At 55.3% G+C, this 16,216-nt stretch carries 12 protein-coding genes; 11 read left to right on the top strand and 1 reads right to left on the bottom strand.

Annotation, left to right across the window (positions count from 1 at the left end):
• The first annotated feature begins 1 nt into the window (after position 1).
• The 7 genes from CWS43_RS09480 to CWS43_RS09445 all read left to right on the top strand — a co-directional run bounded on the left by CWS43_RS09480 (position 2) and on the right by CWS43_RS09445 (position 8,102).
• Entirely contained in the window at positions 2 to 865 is an 864-nt protein-coding gene (locus CWS43_RS09480) for an ABC transporter permease (protein ID WP_369825857.1), read from the top strand.
• Positions 855 to 1,760 (top strand): ABC transporter ATP-binding protein, encoded by a 906-nt coding sequence (locus tag CWS43_RS09475; protein WP_232776826.1) that lies wholly within the window; start codon positions 855 to 857, stop codon positions 1,758 to 1,760. Before CWS43_RS09480 ends, CWS43_RS09475 begins: the two co-directional genes overlap by 11 nt.
• Positions 1,753 to 2,430, top strand: a complete 678-nt coding sequence (locus tag CWS43_RS09470) for an ABC transporter ATP-binding protein (RefSeq protein WP_101076694.1) — start codon at positions 1,753 to 1,755, stop codon at positions 2,428 to 2,430. Before CWS43_RS09475 ends, CWS43_RS09470 begins: the two co-directional genes overlap by 8 nt.
• Positions 2,431 to 2,863: 433 nt before the next feature.
• Positions 2,864 to 4,441 (top strand): ABC transporter substrate-binding protein, encoded by a 1,578-nt coding sequence (locus CWS43_RS09465; protein ID WP_101076693.1) that lies wholly within the window; start codon positions 2,864 to 2,866, stop codon positions 4,439 to 4,441.
• Positions 4,442 to 5,021: 580 nt separating this feature from the next.
• The gene (locus CWS43_RS09455; RefSeq protein WP_101076691.1) at positions 5,022 to 5,615 is read left to right on the top strand and encodes a hypothetical protein; all 594 of its coding nucleotides are present in this window, start codon (positions 5,022 to 5,024) and stop codon (positions 5,613 to 5,615) included.
• Between the two features lie 61 nt (positions 5,616 to 5,676).
• The gene (locus tag CWS43_RS09450; RefSeq protein ID WP_101076690.1) at positions 5,677 to 6,324 is read left to right on the top strand and encodes a DUF998 domain-containing protein; all 648 of its coding nucleotides are present in this window, start codon (positions 5,677 to 5,679) and stop codon (positions 6,322 to 6,324) included.
• A 74-nt stretch (positions 6,325 to 6,398) separates the two neighbouring features.
• Entirely contained in the window at positions 6,399 to 8,102 is a 1,704-nt protein-coding gene (locus CWS43_RS09445) for a chloride channel protein (RefSeq protein WP_101076689.1), read from the top strand.
• On the opposite strand, the gene CWS43_RS09440 is transcribed toward CWS43_RS09445, so the two are convergent.
• A complete protein-coding gene (locus CWS43_RS09440; protein WP_101076688.1) occupies positions 8,099 to 9,118 on the bottom strand; it encodes a transporter in 1,020 nt (339 codons plus the stop codon). The genes CWS43_RS09445 and CWS43_RS09440 overlap by 4 nt on opposite strands.
• 385 nt (positions 9,119 to 9,503) lie before the next feature.
• Between CWS43_RS09440 and CWS43_RS09435 the strand changes: the two genes are divergently transcribed.
• Genes CWS43_RS09435 through narI form a run of 4 tightly spaced genes read left to right on the top strand, consistent with a single transcriptional unit; the run spans position 9,504 to position 16,211 of the window.
• Positions 9,504 to 13,280 carry a nitrate reductase subunit alpha gene (locus CWS43_RS09435; RefSeq protein ID WP_101076687.1) on the top strand — a complete coding sequence of 1,259 codons (3,777 nt, stop codon included), beginning with the start codon at positions 9,504 to 9,506 and terminating at the stop codon, positions 13,278 to 13,280.
• Positions 13,277 to 14,812 (top strand): nitrate reductase subunit beta, encoded by a 1,536-nt coding sequence (gene narH, locus CWS43_RS09430; RefSeq protein WP_101076686.1) that lies wholly within the window; start codon positions 13,277 to 13,279, stop codon positions 14,810 to 14,812. Before CWS43_RS09435 ends, narH begins: the two co-directional genes overlap by 4 nt.
• Positions 14,812 to 15,534: a nitrate reductase molybdenum cofactor assembly chaperone gene (gene narJ / locus CWS43_RS09425; protein WP_101076685.1), complete on the top strand. Its 723-nt coding sequence runs from the start codon at positions 14,812 to 14,814 to the stop codon at positions 15,532 to 15,534. Before narH ends, narJ begins: the two co-directional genes overlap by 1 nt.
• Positions 15,531 to 16,211, top strand: a complete 681-nt coding sequence (gene narI / locus CWS43_RS09420; RefSeq protein ID WP_101076684.1) for a respiratory nitrate reductase subunit gamma — start codon at positions 15,531 to 15,533, stop codon at positions 16,209 to 16,211. The genes narJ and narI overlap by 4 nt, the downstream gene beginning before the upstream one ends.
• Positions 16,212 to 16,216 lie beyond the last annotated feature (5 nt).

The following is a 16,216-nucleotide window of genomic DNA, read 5'->3' as shown; positions in this document are numbered from 1 at the left end:
AATGATCCCTGAACAACCGGTGCAGGTTGAAGCTGAGGCTAACGTCTGGAAGCCCGCGCGCCGGATTACCGCGTTCTCCATCGGTCTGGTGCTGGTCGCCATTCTGGTGCTGACCGCGCTGCTCGCGCCGCTGCTTGCGCCGTTTGACCCGAATATTCAGCATATCGAATTACGCCTGCTGCCGCCGTCCGGCGCCCACTGGCTGGGCACCGATGGCTTTGGCCGCGACCTGCTTTCCCGCGTGATTTACGGTGCGCGCCCGACGCTGCTGCTGGTGTCACTGATTTTGATCCTGACCATTCCCGTTGGACTGCTGATCGGCATCAGTGCCGGTTATATCGGTGGCTGGTATGAACGTATTGTGATGCGCCTGACCGACATCGTGATGTCTTTGCCAAGCCTGGTGATGGCGCTGGCACTTGTCGCCATCATGGGTCCTGGCCTGATGAACGGCGCGCTGGCGCTGGCCTTTACCAGCTGGCCGCCGTTTGCGCGTCAGGCGCGGGCGGAAACGCTGGCGCTGCGCCGCAGTGATTATCTGGCGGCGGCGAGAATGCAGGGCATCGGCGGTTTGCGTCTGATGTTCGGCCATATTCTGCCGCTGTGTCTGCCCAGCGCGGTCGTGCGTGCGGCGCTCAGCCTCGGCGGCATCATTCTGGCCTCTGCCGGTCTGGGTTTCCTCGGTATGGGTATTCAGCCACCGACCGCCGAATGGGGCTCGATGGTGGCCGAAGGCAGTAAAGTGATTTTCGACCAGTGGTGGGTAGCGGCTGCGCCGGGTGGCGCAATTCTGTTTGCCAGCCTGGCTTTCAACCTGCTGGGCGACGGCCTGCGTGACAAAATGGATCCACGACATGGCAACTGATGCTCAGACGCTTCATCAGCAAAATAATCAGCAAAAAACGCAGCATACCGACCGGCTGACGGCGAAAGATCTCACCATTTATCTGCCGGGTGAACGCCCGCTGGAACTGGTGAAATCGCTATCTTTCAGCGTCGGGCAGGAACGTGTGGCGCTGGTGGGGGAATCGGGTTCCGGTAAATCCCTGACCGCGCGCGCCCTGATGGGCTTATTGCCGCATCCGTGTAAGCTGCGCGCTTCTGAGCTGACGCTCGGTGACCATGATCTGACCACGCTGAAAGAACGCGAGTGGAGCCGTCTTCGCGGAAACCGCGTGTCGATGGTGATGCAGGATCCGAAACATGCACTAAATCCGACGCAGAAAATCGGTAAACAGGTGGAAGAACCGCTGCGCCTGCATACGCGCCTTGGCCGCAAAGAGCGACAGGAAAAGGTTGCGGACATGCTTAACGCCGTCGGCCTGCCGAATCCGGCCTTCCTGCAACAGCAATATCCGCATCAGCTTTCCGGCGGGATGGGCCAGCGCGTGATGCTGGCGATTGCGCTGATCAACGATCCGCAATGGCTGATTGCGGATGAACCGACGTCTGCGCTGGATTTCGACATGCGTGAACAGGTTCTCGGGCTGATAGAGCGTTTGGTTGAGCAACGTAATATGGGGCTGATTCTGATCAGCCACGACCTGCAACAGGTAGCCCAATACTGTGAGCGTGTGCTGGTGATGTACAAGGGCGAGTTGCTGGATGAACTGCCGGCAGACCAGCTGGCTCAGGCCACGCATCCGTACACACATACGTTGTGGTCATGCCGTCCGAGTAAATTTACGCACGGGGAACGCCTGCCGGTGCTGGATCGTGCACTGCTGGAATCGTTAAAACAGGAACCTCGCCATGACTGAAATCGTTGCGGAACTGGATAAGCTGAGCGTGTCGCATCGTCAGGGTTATGAAACCCGTACCGTCGTGCACAACGTTAATCTCACTATCAGTAAAGGTGAATGTTTCGGGCTGGTCGGGCCGTCCGGTTGCGGTAAATCCTCATTGCTGTGGGTACTCGCCGGGCTGAACGGCAACTGGGACGGTAGCCTGACGCTGCTGGATCACAAAGTGAAACCGGGCAAACCGTTTACCGGCAGCCTGCGCCGTGATGTGCAGATGGTATTTCAGGATCCGTATGCTTCGCTGCATCCGAAACACAAGCTGCTGCGCACGCTGGCGGAGCCGCTGAAAATCCTCAAAGAGCAGGATATCGAACAGAAAATTGCCGAAGGTTTCCGTCAGGTCGGGCTGGATCCGGCGCTGATGAACCGCTATCCGCACCAGCTTTCCGGCGGCCAGCGTCAGCGCGTGGCGATTGTGCGTGCGCTGTTGCTCAAACCTAAACTGCTGCTGCTCGATGAACCGACCTCCGCGCTGGATATGTCGGTACAGGCGGAAATACTCAATCTTCTGAATGACCTGAAAGCGACCAGCGATCTGACCATGATTCTGGTAAGCCATGATGCGGATGTGATTGATCATATGTGTGATCGCGCGGTGCATATGGCGAAGGGGTATGTGTTGAGCTGAAGCTGTTTGGGGTTTTAAGTTCAAATTCAAAACCGTGGGCGTCGGCCCACACCGACTTGGGGGGCGGCATATCGCCGCCGTCCCCCAAGACCCCCCGGGCTCTTTCACTGCGCGCTGCCGCTGGGAAGACGGACGTGTTCTGTGACCCTCGCGGGTGGCGCAAATCTTGCCGCTGCGCGGTGCCTTCACCCGGTGCTGGAGCCTAAGGTCTCCAGCCCGCTCCGTTCAGCAAGATTTTGAGCGCGCCATATCCACATTTCTAAACAAGAATTCGGGTCTGCTTTTATCCTCTGTATGTGAATGAGTAAGGGCGAATTCTTAATTCCTTAATCTATTTTATTAAAATACATAGCTTTATTTCATGGTTCTTGCCTTGACGTTGCCCCTCTACACTCGAAAAAAACTGTCTTTTCACCTGTGGAGATCGACCTCAATGAAAGTACGTGTTCCTTCCCTGTTATTCCTGCTGATGATGGCCGTGACCCGTGTGGATGCGGCGACGCCAAAAGATACGCTGGTCGTCGCGGGTTCGCTTGAAGGCATTATCAGCCTCGATCCGGCGGAAAGTTTTGAAACCGTCAGTTCCGGCAATCTGGTTAACCTTTATCAGCAACTGGTGCAGTCCGACCGGCAGCATCCCGATAAGCTCGACCCGGACGCCGCTGCCAGCTGGCAACCCGGGCCGGACGCGCACAGTCTGATCTTCACCCTCAAGCCTGGCCAGAAATTTTCCAGCGGCAATCCGGTGACGGCCGACGATGTGATTTATTCGTTTACCCGCGTGGTGAAACTCAATAAAAGCCCGTCGTTCATTCTCGGTGAACTGGGCTGGACGCCGGATAACGTGGACGGCAATCTGAAAAAAATAGCGGACGATAAAGTGCAGCTTAGCTGGCCGGCCGATATTGGCAGCGGGCTGGTGCTGAGCATTCTGTCCGCGCCGGTCGCCGGGATTGTGGACAGCAAATTGCTGAAAGAACACGTCGATCAGAACGATTTCGGCAACAGCTGGCTGCGTTCACGTTCTGCGGGCAGCGGCGCGTTTGAAGTGCGTAACTATGTGCCGCACGAAGCACTGATTTTCAAACGTAACCCGAATGCCAAACCGCTGGCGAAGATTGAGAATGTGCTGTTTAAAAATGTGGGTGATCCGTCAACGCGTCGTCTGCTGGTGCTGAATGGCGATGCGGACGTGGCTTACGATTTGGGGGCGGATCAGTTCAGCTCGCTGCAAAAAGAGAAGGGCGTTCACGTTGCGCAATTCCCGGCGGCCAAAGTGTTCTATCTGGCGTTTAACGTTGGCGATACCACACAACCGGCGCTGGCAAACCCGGCACTGTGGGAAGCGGCGCGCTGGCTGGTCGATTATCAGGGGATTTCTACTGACCTGCTGAAAGGCCAGTACGGGATTCATCAGACCTTCCTGCCGGATGGTCTGGCGGGCGCGATTGACGATCAGCCATTTAAATACGATGTCGCCAAAGCCAAAGCGATTCTGAGCAAAGGCGGGATTGCGCCGGGCACTAAAATCGATTTAATCGTGATCAACCAGCCGCCGTATTCTGATATTGCTCAGGCATTGCAGGCCAGTTTTGCCAAAGCGGATATCAATTTAGTGGTGCATCCGCTGGTGGAAAGCGACGTGCTGACCCGCATGCGTGCGCATAAATTCCAGTCGATCTTCACTTACTGGGGCGCGGATTACCTCGACCCGAACACCAACGCCAGCACCTTTGCCTATAACGTGCCAAACGGCCCGAAAACGCTGGCGCAACGTATTCAGTGGGTGATCCCGGAAATCAGCAAACAAACGCGCGCGGCAGCGGCGGAATCTGATCCGACCAAACGCAAAGCGCTGTACGCCGATTTACAACGCGAACTGCAAAAGAACTCGCCATTTGTGGTGGCGCTGCAAAGTAAATTGCTGGTGGCAATCCGAGATAACGTGAAAGGCGCAAGCCAGAACGTGGCGGGCAGTCAGTTGTATCTGGATGCCGTAACGAAAGAATAAGACCATCCGGGGATAACACCGGCTGTTATCCCCGTATTTACCCCGCAAATCCACGTTCCTTCTATATAGAAATTGACCATCCATTCCCTGCGTTTATGCCTTACATCGGTTGCATTTTATTTTACGTAACGTTTCCCAATATTTTGAAAAATATCATTTTTAGTTATTTTCACTGCGTAAGATGGCGCCCTGAATCACCAGGTGCCATCGTGGCTGATGGAAAGTCAAAATGATCATTTGATTGTGTACGACATTCGGCGTACATTTGGGGCGGTATGAAGTTTAAGGATATAAAACGCAGGGTGATTGAGTGTTTGCGTGAGGGAAATATAGAGTTTGCTGTCCGCCATAATGTGGACATTAAAAATCTGTTAAGTACGGGAGATGTGACGCCGTACGAGCTGATCGCTGTGATCACCCGTGCGGGTGGGGACGATCACAGGGTAAGCCCTCATCACCTGGATAGCCGTATCAATGTGCACATTATTACGGTCGTTTGCTCGGGTCTGAGCTGGTATATCAAATGGTATTTCGGCGGGGCCGACAGCATTTTTATCAGCGTTCACCATTAAGGGAAGATATGAAGATTTATAAAGTGGGTGATGAGAAAACGGCTGAATGCGCGGTGTGTCAGTCTTTTCAGACGGTAGTGTTTCAGCTGCGTGATGTGCCTTTCAACGACGGAACGGGTGTGGTGAAAAACGTGGTGGCAGGTGTTTGCAAAACCTGTGACAGCGTGGCTGTAATCCCTTTCCAGTCGGTGCCTGCGATTAAAAGACAGCTCGAATCGCAGCGCCGGGCAGTTGAAAGCCGGGTGCCTGCGCATATGATTGATATTTTAAATCTTGCCAGCGCCCGGTTAGGCGCGGCACCTGATTTTGTGCCGCTGCTGGTGAAATATTACATTCATCAGTTGGCCGTCAATCCTTCTGCTGCCGTGCAACTGCTGCCGCTTCTGACGTCAGAGCTGGCAACAGGGCTGGCAAATAAACGCCTTTCGCTGAAAGGCCGTGAAATCCACAACGACATCAGTGAGCTAAAATCTCTCTCAAACATTGCGAACACCACGGAATTGCTCAAGGGCGTGGTGCTGGCCATCAACAATGACATTCTTGTTAATCCGGATACCCACCGCATCGCACTTTTAAAAAGCTTTGTGGCAACCGTAGCGTAAAGTTTCCTGTTTCGGGTGGTATAAGGTCTGCCGATAATATCCAGTAAGTTCTAAGGCCCACATGCAAACCAACGTAAATTGGCAAAAGAAGGGTGCGTTATGTTTCACCGTTGGCGGGATACTGTATCTGCTCGCTGAAAAAATCAGTTCCACGGGCTGGCGGGATCCTTCCTATTCTTATCTGCATAATTACATCAGCGATTTGGGTATTGCCTCGTGTGGCATGACGCCCGACGGCCGCGACATTTGCTCACCGCTGCATAACGTGATGAACGCTGGTTTCGCAGCCGAAGGCATTCTGTTCTTTATGGCCTGCTGGCTGTTACGCCCAATATTTCCCGGTGCGGGCCGACAGGTATTTATCCTTTCCGGTTTGCTACATGCCATCGGCGGTGTGCTGATTGCGCTGTTCCACAGCGGTGGTAGTACGGGCGGCGTGACAGTTCATCAGGCGGGCGCGGTGATGGCGATTGCGGGCGGCAATGTGTGTTTGCTGTCGGCGGGCTGGATGAAATTTCGCAGTGCAGGATGGCGGGTATTTTCACTTTTCAGCCTGGCGCTGAGTGGAATCGGGCTGGTCAGTATGGTGACAATCTCGTTCGACATCCTGCCCACCGGTCTTATCGAGCGGATGTCCGTTTATCCCATCACGTTCTGGCAGATATTCACCGGATTCTGGATCCTGTCGTTCAGAACTGAAAACGCGTGAAAACCCGAAAATTTCACCGTTTTGCTGTAAATTGATACTCTTACCACCGCCCACGTTCAGACCACTGAGACCTTATGAGCCTGAAAGCCTTAAATCTTGAATCCCTGCAAAAAAGCGACCTGATTAATTTGCTGATTGCCATTCCCGCCGGGATTGTCGCCGCGCTGGTCACTATTGCGTTTCGTGGGGCGATTTCGGGTATCAACGGTCTGATGTTTACCGACGGCAGCGATATCACCAAAGCGTTCAGCGAATACCCGCGAATCGTCTGGCCGGTGATCACCACGGCGGGCGGCGTGATTGCCGGATTCATTTTGTTGTGGGCGCTGCGTCACGAAAGCAAACACGGCAAGATGCCGGATTATCTCGATGTGATTGACCGGCGTTTGCCGGGGATCCCGGTGGTCAGCACGCTGCTGCGCGGGTTCTCATCGCTGGCGAGTATTGCCAGCGGCGGTTCTATCGGGCGTGAAGGCGCGATGGTGCAGCTTTCCGCGCTGAGCGGCAGCCTTCTCGGGCGATTCTCGCGTTTTCAGGGCGTTCATCAGTCCGACATTATCGCCATGGCCGCCGCGGGCGGGTTGGCGGCGGTGTATCACGCGCCTTTCGCGGGTGCGTTGTTTGTTGCCGAAATCGCGTTTGGCGTGACCGCCGTTCAGCGGCTGATCCCGCTGTTTATTTCCGCGTCGGTGGCGGTGCTGACCGTGCGTTCCCTGACCGATTACGCACCGCTTTATCTGTATTCTTCCGTGTCGTTCAGCCCGTCGTTTGGCGCGATTTTCACGGTGCTGTTCATCGGTGTGGCGACGGGCATTCTCGGTCCGTTGTTCATTTCATCCATCGATAAAGTCCGCGACTGGATGAAACCGATTTCCCATCCGGCGCTGCGCCTCGGGCTGGGTGGTCTGGGCGTCGGGCTGGTGGCGATGATCTCGCCGCTGGTGCTTGGAAACGGTTTTGAAGTGATTGATTTAATACTCAATAACGGCGATTTACAGACGCCGCTGCTGATGTTGCTGGTGCTGAAAATCGTGGCGACGGCGATCACTATCGGTTCCGGTGCGGTCGGCGGTTTGTTTACGCCGTCGCTGCTGATCGGCGCGGCGGGCGGGGCGCTGGTGTGTACTTTTCTGCAATGGCTGGGGTTTGATCCCGGTCCGGTCGGGTTGTATGCGGCGATTGGGATGAGTGCGTTGCTGGCGGCAACCAGCCATGCGCCGCTGATGTCGATCATGATGGCATTTGAAATGACGCTCAACAGTTCGCTGTTATTCCCGCTGATGCTGGCGACGGCGATTTCTTACGTGGTCGCCTCGCGGCTGAAAGTGGGTGGAACCTATCCGGTGCTGGCGCGGCACAACGCGCGCTTCGCCGCCAAAAATGCGTTTGAATACAGCACGGTGGCCTCGCTGATTACACCGTGCTCAAAAATGTACGTTGACGCCACGCTTTCAGAAGTGGTGAGTGAAGGGCTGAAACAGCGCACGCGGTATGTGTACGTGGTGGATCGGGAAGAGCGTTTTCTCGGCGTGGTGCCCACCAACGTCGTGGCAAGCGGGCTCATTGATGGCAGTGTGAAATCTGACAGCCCGATCGACCCGTTTATCGAGCAGGAGTTTACTACGTTATTCCAGCATGCCAGCTACGAACAAGCCTGGGCAATGTTCAGCAATTCACCGCTCGAACGCCTGCCGGTGCTGGAAAACGCACAATCGCGCCGTTTGCTGGGCGTGATCACCAAAGCCGCATTGCTCAATAAAGCCAAAGACTTCCTTTAACCTTCATCCCTGCGCTTAAACGCATACCAGCCCGCCAGCAGGGTGAACAGCCCGACAATCACCACCAGCAGGATAAAACCGTGGTGATTACTGGCGAGTGGAATTCCCCCCACGTTCATGCCGAAGAAGCCTGCCACAATGTTGATGGGCAAGGCGAGAACGGTGATCACTGTCAGCACGTAGAGCGTGCGGTTGCTTTGTTCCATCTGGCGTGAAGTGATCTCTTCCTGAAGCAGGCGGATACGTTCGGTCAGCGCAATAAGGTCATTGAGTACAACAGAAAACTCCTCGGCAAACTGACGCAAATCCTGCACCACGCCGGGCGCAATCCAGGCCGGAGGCCGGTTGAGCAGGCGGAAAAGCGCCGTGGGTTCGGGTGCCAGCAACCGCTGAAAGCGCAGCAGCATACGGCGCAAACTCCCCAGTTTTGCGCGATTTTTTTTGACGTGATGACTGAGCAGACGTTCTTCTATCGTGTCCACATACTGATTGGCTCGCCGGACAATCTGTTCCAGCAAGTCTTCTTGTTCTTCCAGTAAATGCACCAGAAGTGCCGTGGGGGAACTGATATCGAGGTGTTCCAGCCGTTTGAAAAGCCGTTCGATCAGTCGGACAGGTTTATGGCGCGCTGTTACAACCAATTGCTGGTGACAACTGAGCCACAGCGTTGAAACATCATCACTGGTTTCATCAGGGTGAAAAATGACGTCATTAAGCACCGCCAGCAACTGATCATCGAGGCGCTCAATGCGCGTACTGCGCGAACCTTCGCGTATTTCCTCAAAGAAGTTTTCACCCACCGCGAAGTGTTTTTTCAGCCATTTTTCTGACATGGCGTGGTTGAGATTGACGTGGATCCAGACGAACCCTTTATCGTGACAGATTTCCTGATAGGCCTCCTGCACTTGTTTGGAAGAAACGCGTTCGGGTTGCCTGTTGGGGCGAAAAACGAAGCCGTAAATCATACCGGTCACTTCATCGTTGAAATTGAGTACGGCGGGTTTTTCTGTCTGCATGAAGAGATTCTGGTGGCTAAAAACAGGTTCTCCCATTACGCCAGCAATCCGGATAAATACAATAACCGGAATGCTAATTTCACAATTCTGTAATATTCCCCGCGCTTTACCCCCAATTTTCCAGCCCGGACATAAATGTGACTAATTCCCTAAAGTTATTATTTTTATTTATTAAAAATCAATGAATTATACAAAAATCTCCGGTTACCTCTTTGGGGGTATTTGTCGTTATATAAATATTTACATGACGTCGAGGCGTTGATCGCAATCAAGTAGACGCGCGTGTGGGGTGCATACCCTGAGGCCATATTGAGCAATGAAGTTGTATTCCCCGCCATTCACATAATGACAAAGCGCCTCAGGCCTTTGCACAGGAGAGTCCCGGATGAGCAAGTTTCTTGACCGGTTTCGCTATTTCAAACAGTTAGCTGAACCTTTCGCTGACGGCCACGGCCAGACGCTGAATACCAATCGTGACTGGGAAGACGGCTACCGCAGCCGCTGGCAGCACGACAAAGTGGTCCGTTCCACGCACGGTGTTAACTGTACCGGTTCATGCAGCTGGAAGATTTACGTCAAAAATGGCCTGGTCACCTGGGAAACCCAGCAGACCGATTATCCGCGAACCCGTCCGGATCTCCCGAACCACGAACCCCGGGGCTGCCCGCGCGGTGCCAGCTATTCCTGGTATCTCTACAGCGCCAACCGCCTGAAATATCCGCTGATGCGCAAAAAGCTGATCCAGCTGTGGCGCGAAGCCAAACTGACCTACAGCGATCCGGTAGACGCCTGGGGTTCGATTATTAATCAGCCTGAAAAAGCCAAAGAATATAAAGCGGCGCGCGGACGCGGCGGCTTTGTCCGTTCGAGCTGGCAGGAAGTGAATGAGCTGATTGCGGCGTCTAACGTCTATACCGCAAAAACTTTCGGCCCTGACCGCATTATCGGTTTCTCGCCAATTCCGGCGATGTCGATGGTGTCTTACGCGTCCGGCGCGCGTTATCTGTCGCTGATTGGCGGCGTGTGTCTGAGCTTCTACGACTGGTATTGCGATTTGCCACCGGCTTCGCCGATGACCTGGGGCGAGCAGACCGACGTGCCGGAATCCGCTGACTGGTACAACTCTTCTTATATTATTGCCTGGGGTTCCAACGTTCCGCAGACCCGTACGCCGGACGCCCACTTCTTCACCGAAGTGCGCTACAAAGGCACCAAAACGGTGGCGATCACCCCGGACTACGCTGAAATCGCCAAACTGTGCGACCAGTGGCTGGCACCAAAACAAGGCACCGACAGCGCGCTGGCGCTGGCAATGGGCCATGTGATCCTCAAATCCTTCCACGTTGACGCGCCAAGTCAGTATTTCACCGACTACGTGCGCCGTTACACCGACATGCCGATGCTGGTCATGCTCGAACCGCGCGAAGACGGCTCTTATGCCGCTGGCCGTATGTTGCGTGCGTCCGATCTGGTGGACAACCTCGGGCAGGAAAACAACCCGCAGTGGAAAACCATCGCCTTTGATGAAAACACCGGTGAACTGGTTTCTCCGCTGGGTTCCATCGGTTACCGCTGGGGCGAAAAAGGCCAGTGGAATCTGGAATCACGCGAAGGCAAAGACCATAAAGACGTCAGCCTGCAACTGAGCCTGCTGGATAATCACGATGAAGTCGTGAACGTCGGTTATCCGTACTTCGGCGGCGAAGTCAGCGAACATTTCAACAGCGTGGCGCTGGATGAAATTCTGATGCACAAATTGCCGGTGAAACGCCTGCAACTGGCTGACGGTACCACCGGTCTGGTGGCGAGCGTTTATGACCTGACGCTGGCAAACTACGGCATCGAACGTGGCCTTAATGATGAAAACTGCGCGCAAAGCTTTGACGAAATCAAAGCCTACACGCCAGCCTGGGCCGAAAAAATCACCGGTGTTTCTCAGCACAACATCGTGCGTATCGCTAACGAATTTGCCGATAACGCCAACAAAACTCACGGTCGTTCGATGATCATCGTGGGTGCCGGGATGAACCACTGGTATCACCTCGACATGAACTACCGCGGCCTGATCAACATGCTGATTTTCTGCGGTTGTGTCGGTCAGAGCGGCGGCGGCTGGGCTCACTACGTCGGTCAGGAAAAACTGCGTCCGCAAACCGGCTGGCAGCCGCTGGCGTTTGGCCTCGACTGGCAGCGTCCGCCACGCCACATGAACAGCACCTCGTTCTTCTATAACCACTCCAGCCAGTGGCGTTATGAAACCGTCGCGCCGCAGGAACTGTTGTCCCCGCTGGCGGATAAATCAAAATTCACCGGCAGCATGATTGATTTCAACGTGCGCGCCGAGCGTATGGGCTGGTTGCCATCCGCGCCGCAGCTAAACGTTAACCCGCTGCACATCGCGGAACAGGCGAAAGTCGCCGGTCAGTCTCCGGCAGATTTCACCGTCGCAGCCCTGAAAGACGGCAGCGTGCGTTTCGCCGCGGAACAGCCGGACAATCCGCAGAACTTCCCGCGTAACCTGTTCGTCTGGCGCTCCAACCTGCTGGGTTCTTCCGGTAAAGGCCACGAGTACATGCTGAAATATCTGCTGGGCACCGAACACGGTATTCAGGGAGAAGATTTGGGCATTCAGGGTGGCGTGATGCCGGAAGAAGTCGAATGGCAGGCGCAGGGCGGTGAAGGCAAACTGGATCTGGTGGTGACACTCGATTTCCGTATGTCCAGCACCTGTCTGTATTCCGACATCGTTCTGCCGACCGCAACCTGGTATGAAAAAGACGACATGAATACCTCGGATATGCATCCGTTTATTCATCCGCTGTCTGCGGCGGTGGATCCGGCGTGGGATTCTAAAAGTGACTGGGAAATCTACAAAGGCATCGCCAAAGAGTTCTCACGGGTTTGCGTCGGGCATCTGGGCGTGGAAACCGACGTGGTCACGCTGCCAATCCAGCACGATTCGGCCGCCGAACTGGCGCAGCCGCTGGGCGTGGAAGACTGGAAAAAAGGCGAATGCGACCTGATCCCGGGACGCACCGCGCCGCATCTGATGACCGTTGAACGCGATTATCCGAATACGTACGAACGTTTCACCTCAGTCGGGCCATTGCTGGAAAAACTCGGTAACGGCGGTAAAGGCATCAGCTGGAACACCGACAGTGAAGTTGAGCTGCTGAAAAAGCTGAACTACACCAAGGCCGATGGCGCAGCGAAAGGGCGTCCGTGCATCGAAACGGCTATCGACGCTGCCGAAGTGATCCTGACGCTGGCACCGGAAACCAACGGTCAGGTTGCCGTGAAAGCCTGGGCGGCGCTGAGTGCCAACACCGGCCGCGACCACACGCATCTGGCGCTCAATAAAGAAGACGAGAAAATCCGCTTCCGCGATATTCAGGCTCAGCCGCGCAAAATCATCTCCAGCCCGACCTGGTCTGGTCTGGAAGACGAACACGTTTCTTACAACGCCTGTTACACCAACGTGCATGAGCTGATCCCCTGGCGCACGCTGTCAGGCCGCCAGCAGATTTATCAGGATCACGAATGGATGCGTGCTTTCGGTGAAAGCCTGCTGGTTTACCGTCCGCCAATCGACACCCGCGCGGCGCAGCCGTTGCTGAATGCGAAACCGAACGGCAATCCGGAAATGGCGCTGAACTTCCTGACGCCGCACCAGAAATGGGGCATTCACTCCACCTACAGCGACAACCTGCTGATGCTGACCTTAGGTCGCGGCGGCCCGATTGTCTGGCTCAGTGAAGACGATGCGACAAAGCTGGGTATCGAAGACAACGACTGGATTGAAGCTTTCAACGCCAACGGCTCACTGAGCGCCCGTGCGGTGGTCAGCCAGCGCGTACCGGCGGGGATGACCATGATGTATCACGCGCAGGAACGTATCGTGAACATTCCGGGCTCCGAAATCAGCCAGCAGCGCGGCGGTATTCACAACTCCGTGACCCGCGTTTGTCCGAAACCGACGCACATGATCGGCGGTTACGCGCAGCTTTCTTACGGTTTCAACTATTACGGCACCGTCGGTTCTAACCGCGATGAGTTCGTGATTGTCCGCAAAATGAACCGCATCGACTGGTTAGACGATGAAGGCAACGATTACGTGCAGGCCGCAGTGCTCCCTAAAAAAGGTCAGGAGAAAGCCAAATGAAAATTCGTTCACAAGTCGGCATGGTGCTGAACCTCGACAAATGCATTGGCTGCCACACCTGTTCTGTGACCTGTAAAAACGTCTGGACCAGCCGCGAAGGGATGGAATACGCGTGGTTCAATAACGTCGAAACCAAACCGGGCCTGGGTTATCCGCACGACTGGGAAAATCAGGAAAAATGGAAGGGCGGCTGGATCCGTAAAATCAACGGCAAATTGCAGCCACGTATGGGCAACAAAGCCAACCTGCTGCATAAAATTTTCGCCAACCCGCATATGCCGGAAATTGACGATTATTACGAACCGTTTGATTTCGATTATCAGCATCTGCACACCGCGAAAGACGGTAAACATCAGCCGGTGGCGCGTCCGCGCTCCCTGCTGACCGGCAAACGCATGAAGAAAATCGTCGGCGGCCCGAACTGGGAAGACGATTTAGGCACCGAGTTCAGCAAGCGTTCTGCCGACCAGAACTTTGCCAATATGCAGAAAGAAATGTACGGCGAGTTCGAAAACACCTTCATGGCGTACCTGCCACGTTTGTGCGAACACTGCCTGAACCCGGCATGCGTGGCTACCTGTCCGAGCGGCGCGATTTATAAACGTGGCGAAGACGGCATCGTGCTGATTGATCAGGACAAATGCCGCGGCTGGCGTATGTGCCTGACCGGCTGCCCGTACAAAAAAATCTACTTCAACTGGAAAAGCGGCAAATCAGAAAAATGTATTTTCTGTTATCCGCGCATTGAAGCCGGCCAGCCAACGGTCTGTTCCGAAACCTGCGTAGGTCGCATCCGCTACCTTGGCGTGGTGTTGTATGACGCCGACCGTATTGCAGAAGCCGCATCGGTAGAAAACGAAAAAGATCTGTACGAAAGCCAGATGAGCATTTTCCTGGATCCTAACGATCCGGAAGTGATTGCGCAGGCTGAGATCGACGGCATTCCGCTCTCCGTGATGGACGCCGCGCGTCAGTCGCCGGTTTACAAAATGGCGATTGAGTGGAAGCTGGCGCTGCCTCTGCACCCGGAATACCGCACGCTGCCGATGGTCTGGTATGTGCCACCACTGTCACCGATTCAGTCCGCCGCCGACGCGGGCGCATTGCCGCACAGCGGTGTGTTGCCGGACGTCGAAAGCCTGCGTATTCCGGTGGAATATCTGGCGAATCTGCTGACCGCGGGCGATACCGCACCGGTGCTGCGCGCCCTGAAACGTATGCTGGCCATGCGCCATTTCAAACGTGCCGAAAGCGTGGAAGGCGTGGTGGATACCAGCGCGCTGGAGCAGGTCGGGCTGACGGCGGCACAGGCGGAAGAAATGTACCGTTATCTGGCGATTGCTAACTACGAAGACCGTTTCGTTGTGCCATCGAGCCACCGCGAACAGGCGCGCGAAGCGTTCCCGGAAGCGAAGGGCTGTGGTTTCAGCTTTGGCGACGGTTGCCACGGTAGCGATACCAAATTCAACCTGTTTAACAGCAAACGCATCGATGCCATAGACATTGGCGCGAAAACCGAAAGGAAAGGCTAATGAACAGTTTACGACTGATTGGCTTATTGCTGGATTACCCGTCGGAAGATCTCTGGACGCACAAGATGGAACTGCTTGAAGCGGTGACCACCTCTGCGGAACTTAGCTCTCAGCAGCGCCTGGATCTGGCGCTGTACATCACGGATTTCTGCCAGAAAGATTTACTCGACGCACAGTCGGCGTACACCGGTTTGTTTGACCGTGGCCGCGCCACCTCGCTGTTGCTGTTTGAACACGTTCACGGCGAATCTCGTGACCGCGGGCAGGCCATGGTCGATCTGATGGGGCAGTACCGTGAAGCCGGTCTGGAAATCGACAGCCGCGAGCTGCCGGATTACCTGCCGCTTTATCTGGAATATCTGACCACGCGTGATGAACAGGAAGCCTGCGGCGGCCTGCGTGATATCGCACCGATTCTGGCGCTGCTGAGCGCCCGTTTGCAGGAACGCGACAGCCATTATGCGGAGCTGTTTGATCTGCTGCTGGCGCTTTCCGGCAGCGACATCGCCACGGAAAACGTACGTGAAGGGATTAAACAGGAAGCGCGTGACGACACCCCGGCTGCGCTGGACGCCGTCTGGGAAGAAGAGCAAATCAAATTCCTCGGCGAGCAAAGCTGTGCGGGCGGTGAAGAAGCTGCGCGCCAGAAGCACTTTGCCGGTGCGGTTGCGCCGCAGTATCTGAACCTTGATGACATGAATGCGGGGGAACCACGCAAATGACTGACTTCCTCAACAATTTTTTCTTCAATATTTACCCGTACCTGTGCGGCACGGTCTTTCTCGTCGGCAGCTGGCTGCGCTATGACTACGGTCAGTACAGCTGGCGCGCGGGCTCCAGCCAGTTGCTGGAGAAAAAAACCTTACGCATAGCCTCACCGTTATTCCACGTCGGTATTCTCGGCATTATTGCCGGGCACGCCTTCGGGATGCTGACGCCGCACTGGATGTACGAATCCTTCCTGCCGGTACCGGTGAAACAGCAAATGGCGATGTTTGCTGGTGGCGCGTGTGGCGTGATGACTTTAGTCGGCGGCGGCATGCTGCTCTGGCGTCGTCTGAGCAATGAGCGCGTACGTGCAGCATCCAGCTTCGGTGACATCATGATCATCGCATTGCTGGTGATCCAGTGCGCGCTCGGCCTTGGCACTATTCCGTTCTCTGCCCAACATATGGACGGCAGCGAAATGATGAAACTGGTCGGCTGGGCGCAGTCCGTGGTGACTTTCCACGGCGGTGCGGCCGCGCATCTGGACGGCGTAGCGTTTATTTTCCGCGTGCATCTGGTGCTCGGGATGACGTTGTTCCTGTTGTTCCCGTTCTGCCGTCTGGTGCATATCTGGAGTGCGCCGGTGGAATATCTGACGCGGCGTTATCAGCTGGTGCGCAATCGTCGCTGAATGTG

This window comes from Rahnella sp. AA (assembly GCF_002834385.1).
Lineage (GTDB): Bacteria > Pseudomonadota > Gammaproteobacteria > Enterobacterales > Enterobacteriaceae > Rahnella.
Note: the sequence above shows the minus strand (reverse complement) of the source record. Positions and strands in the feature narration are given on the sequence as shown.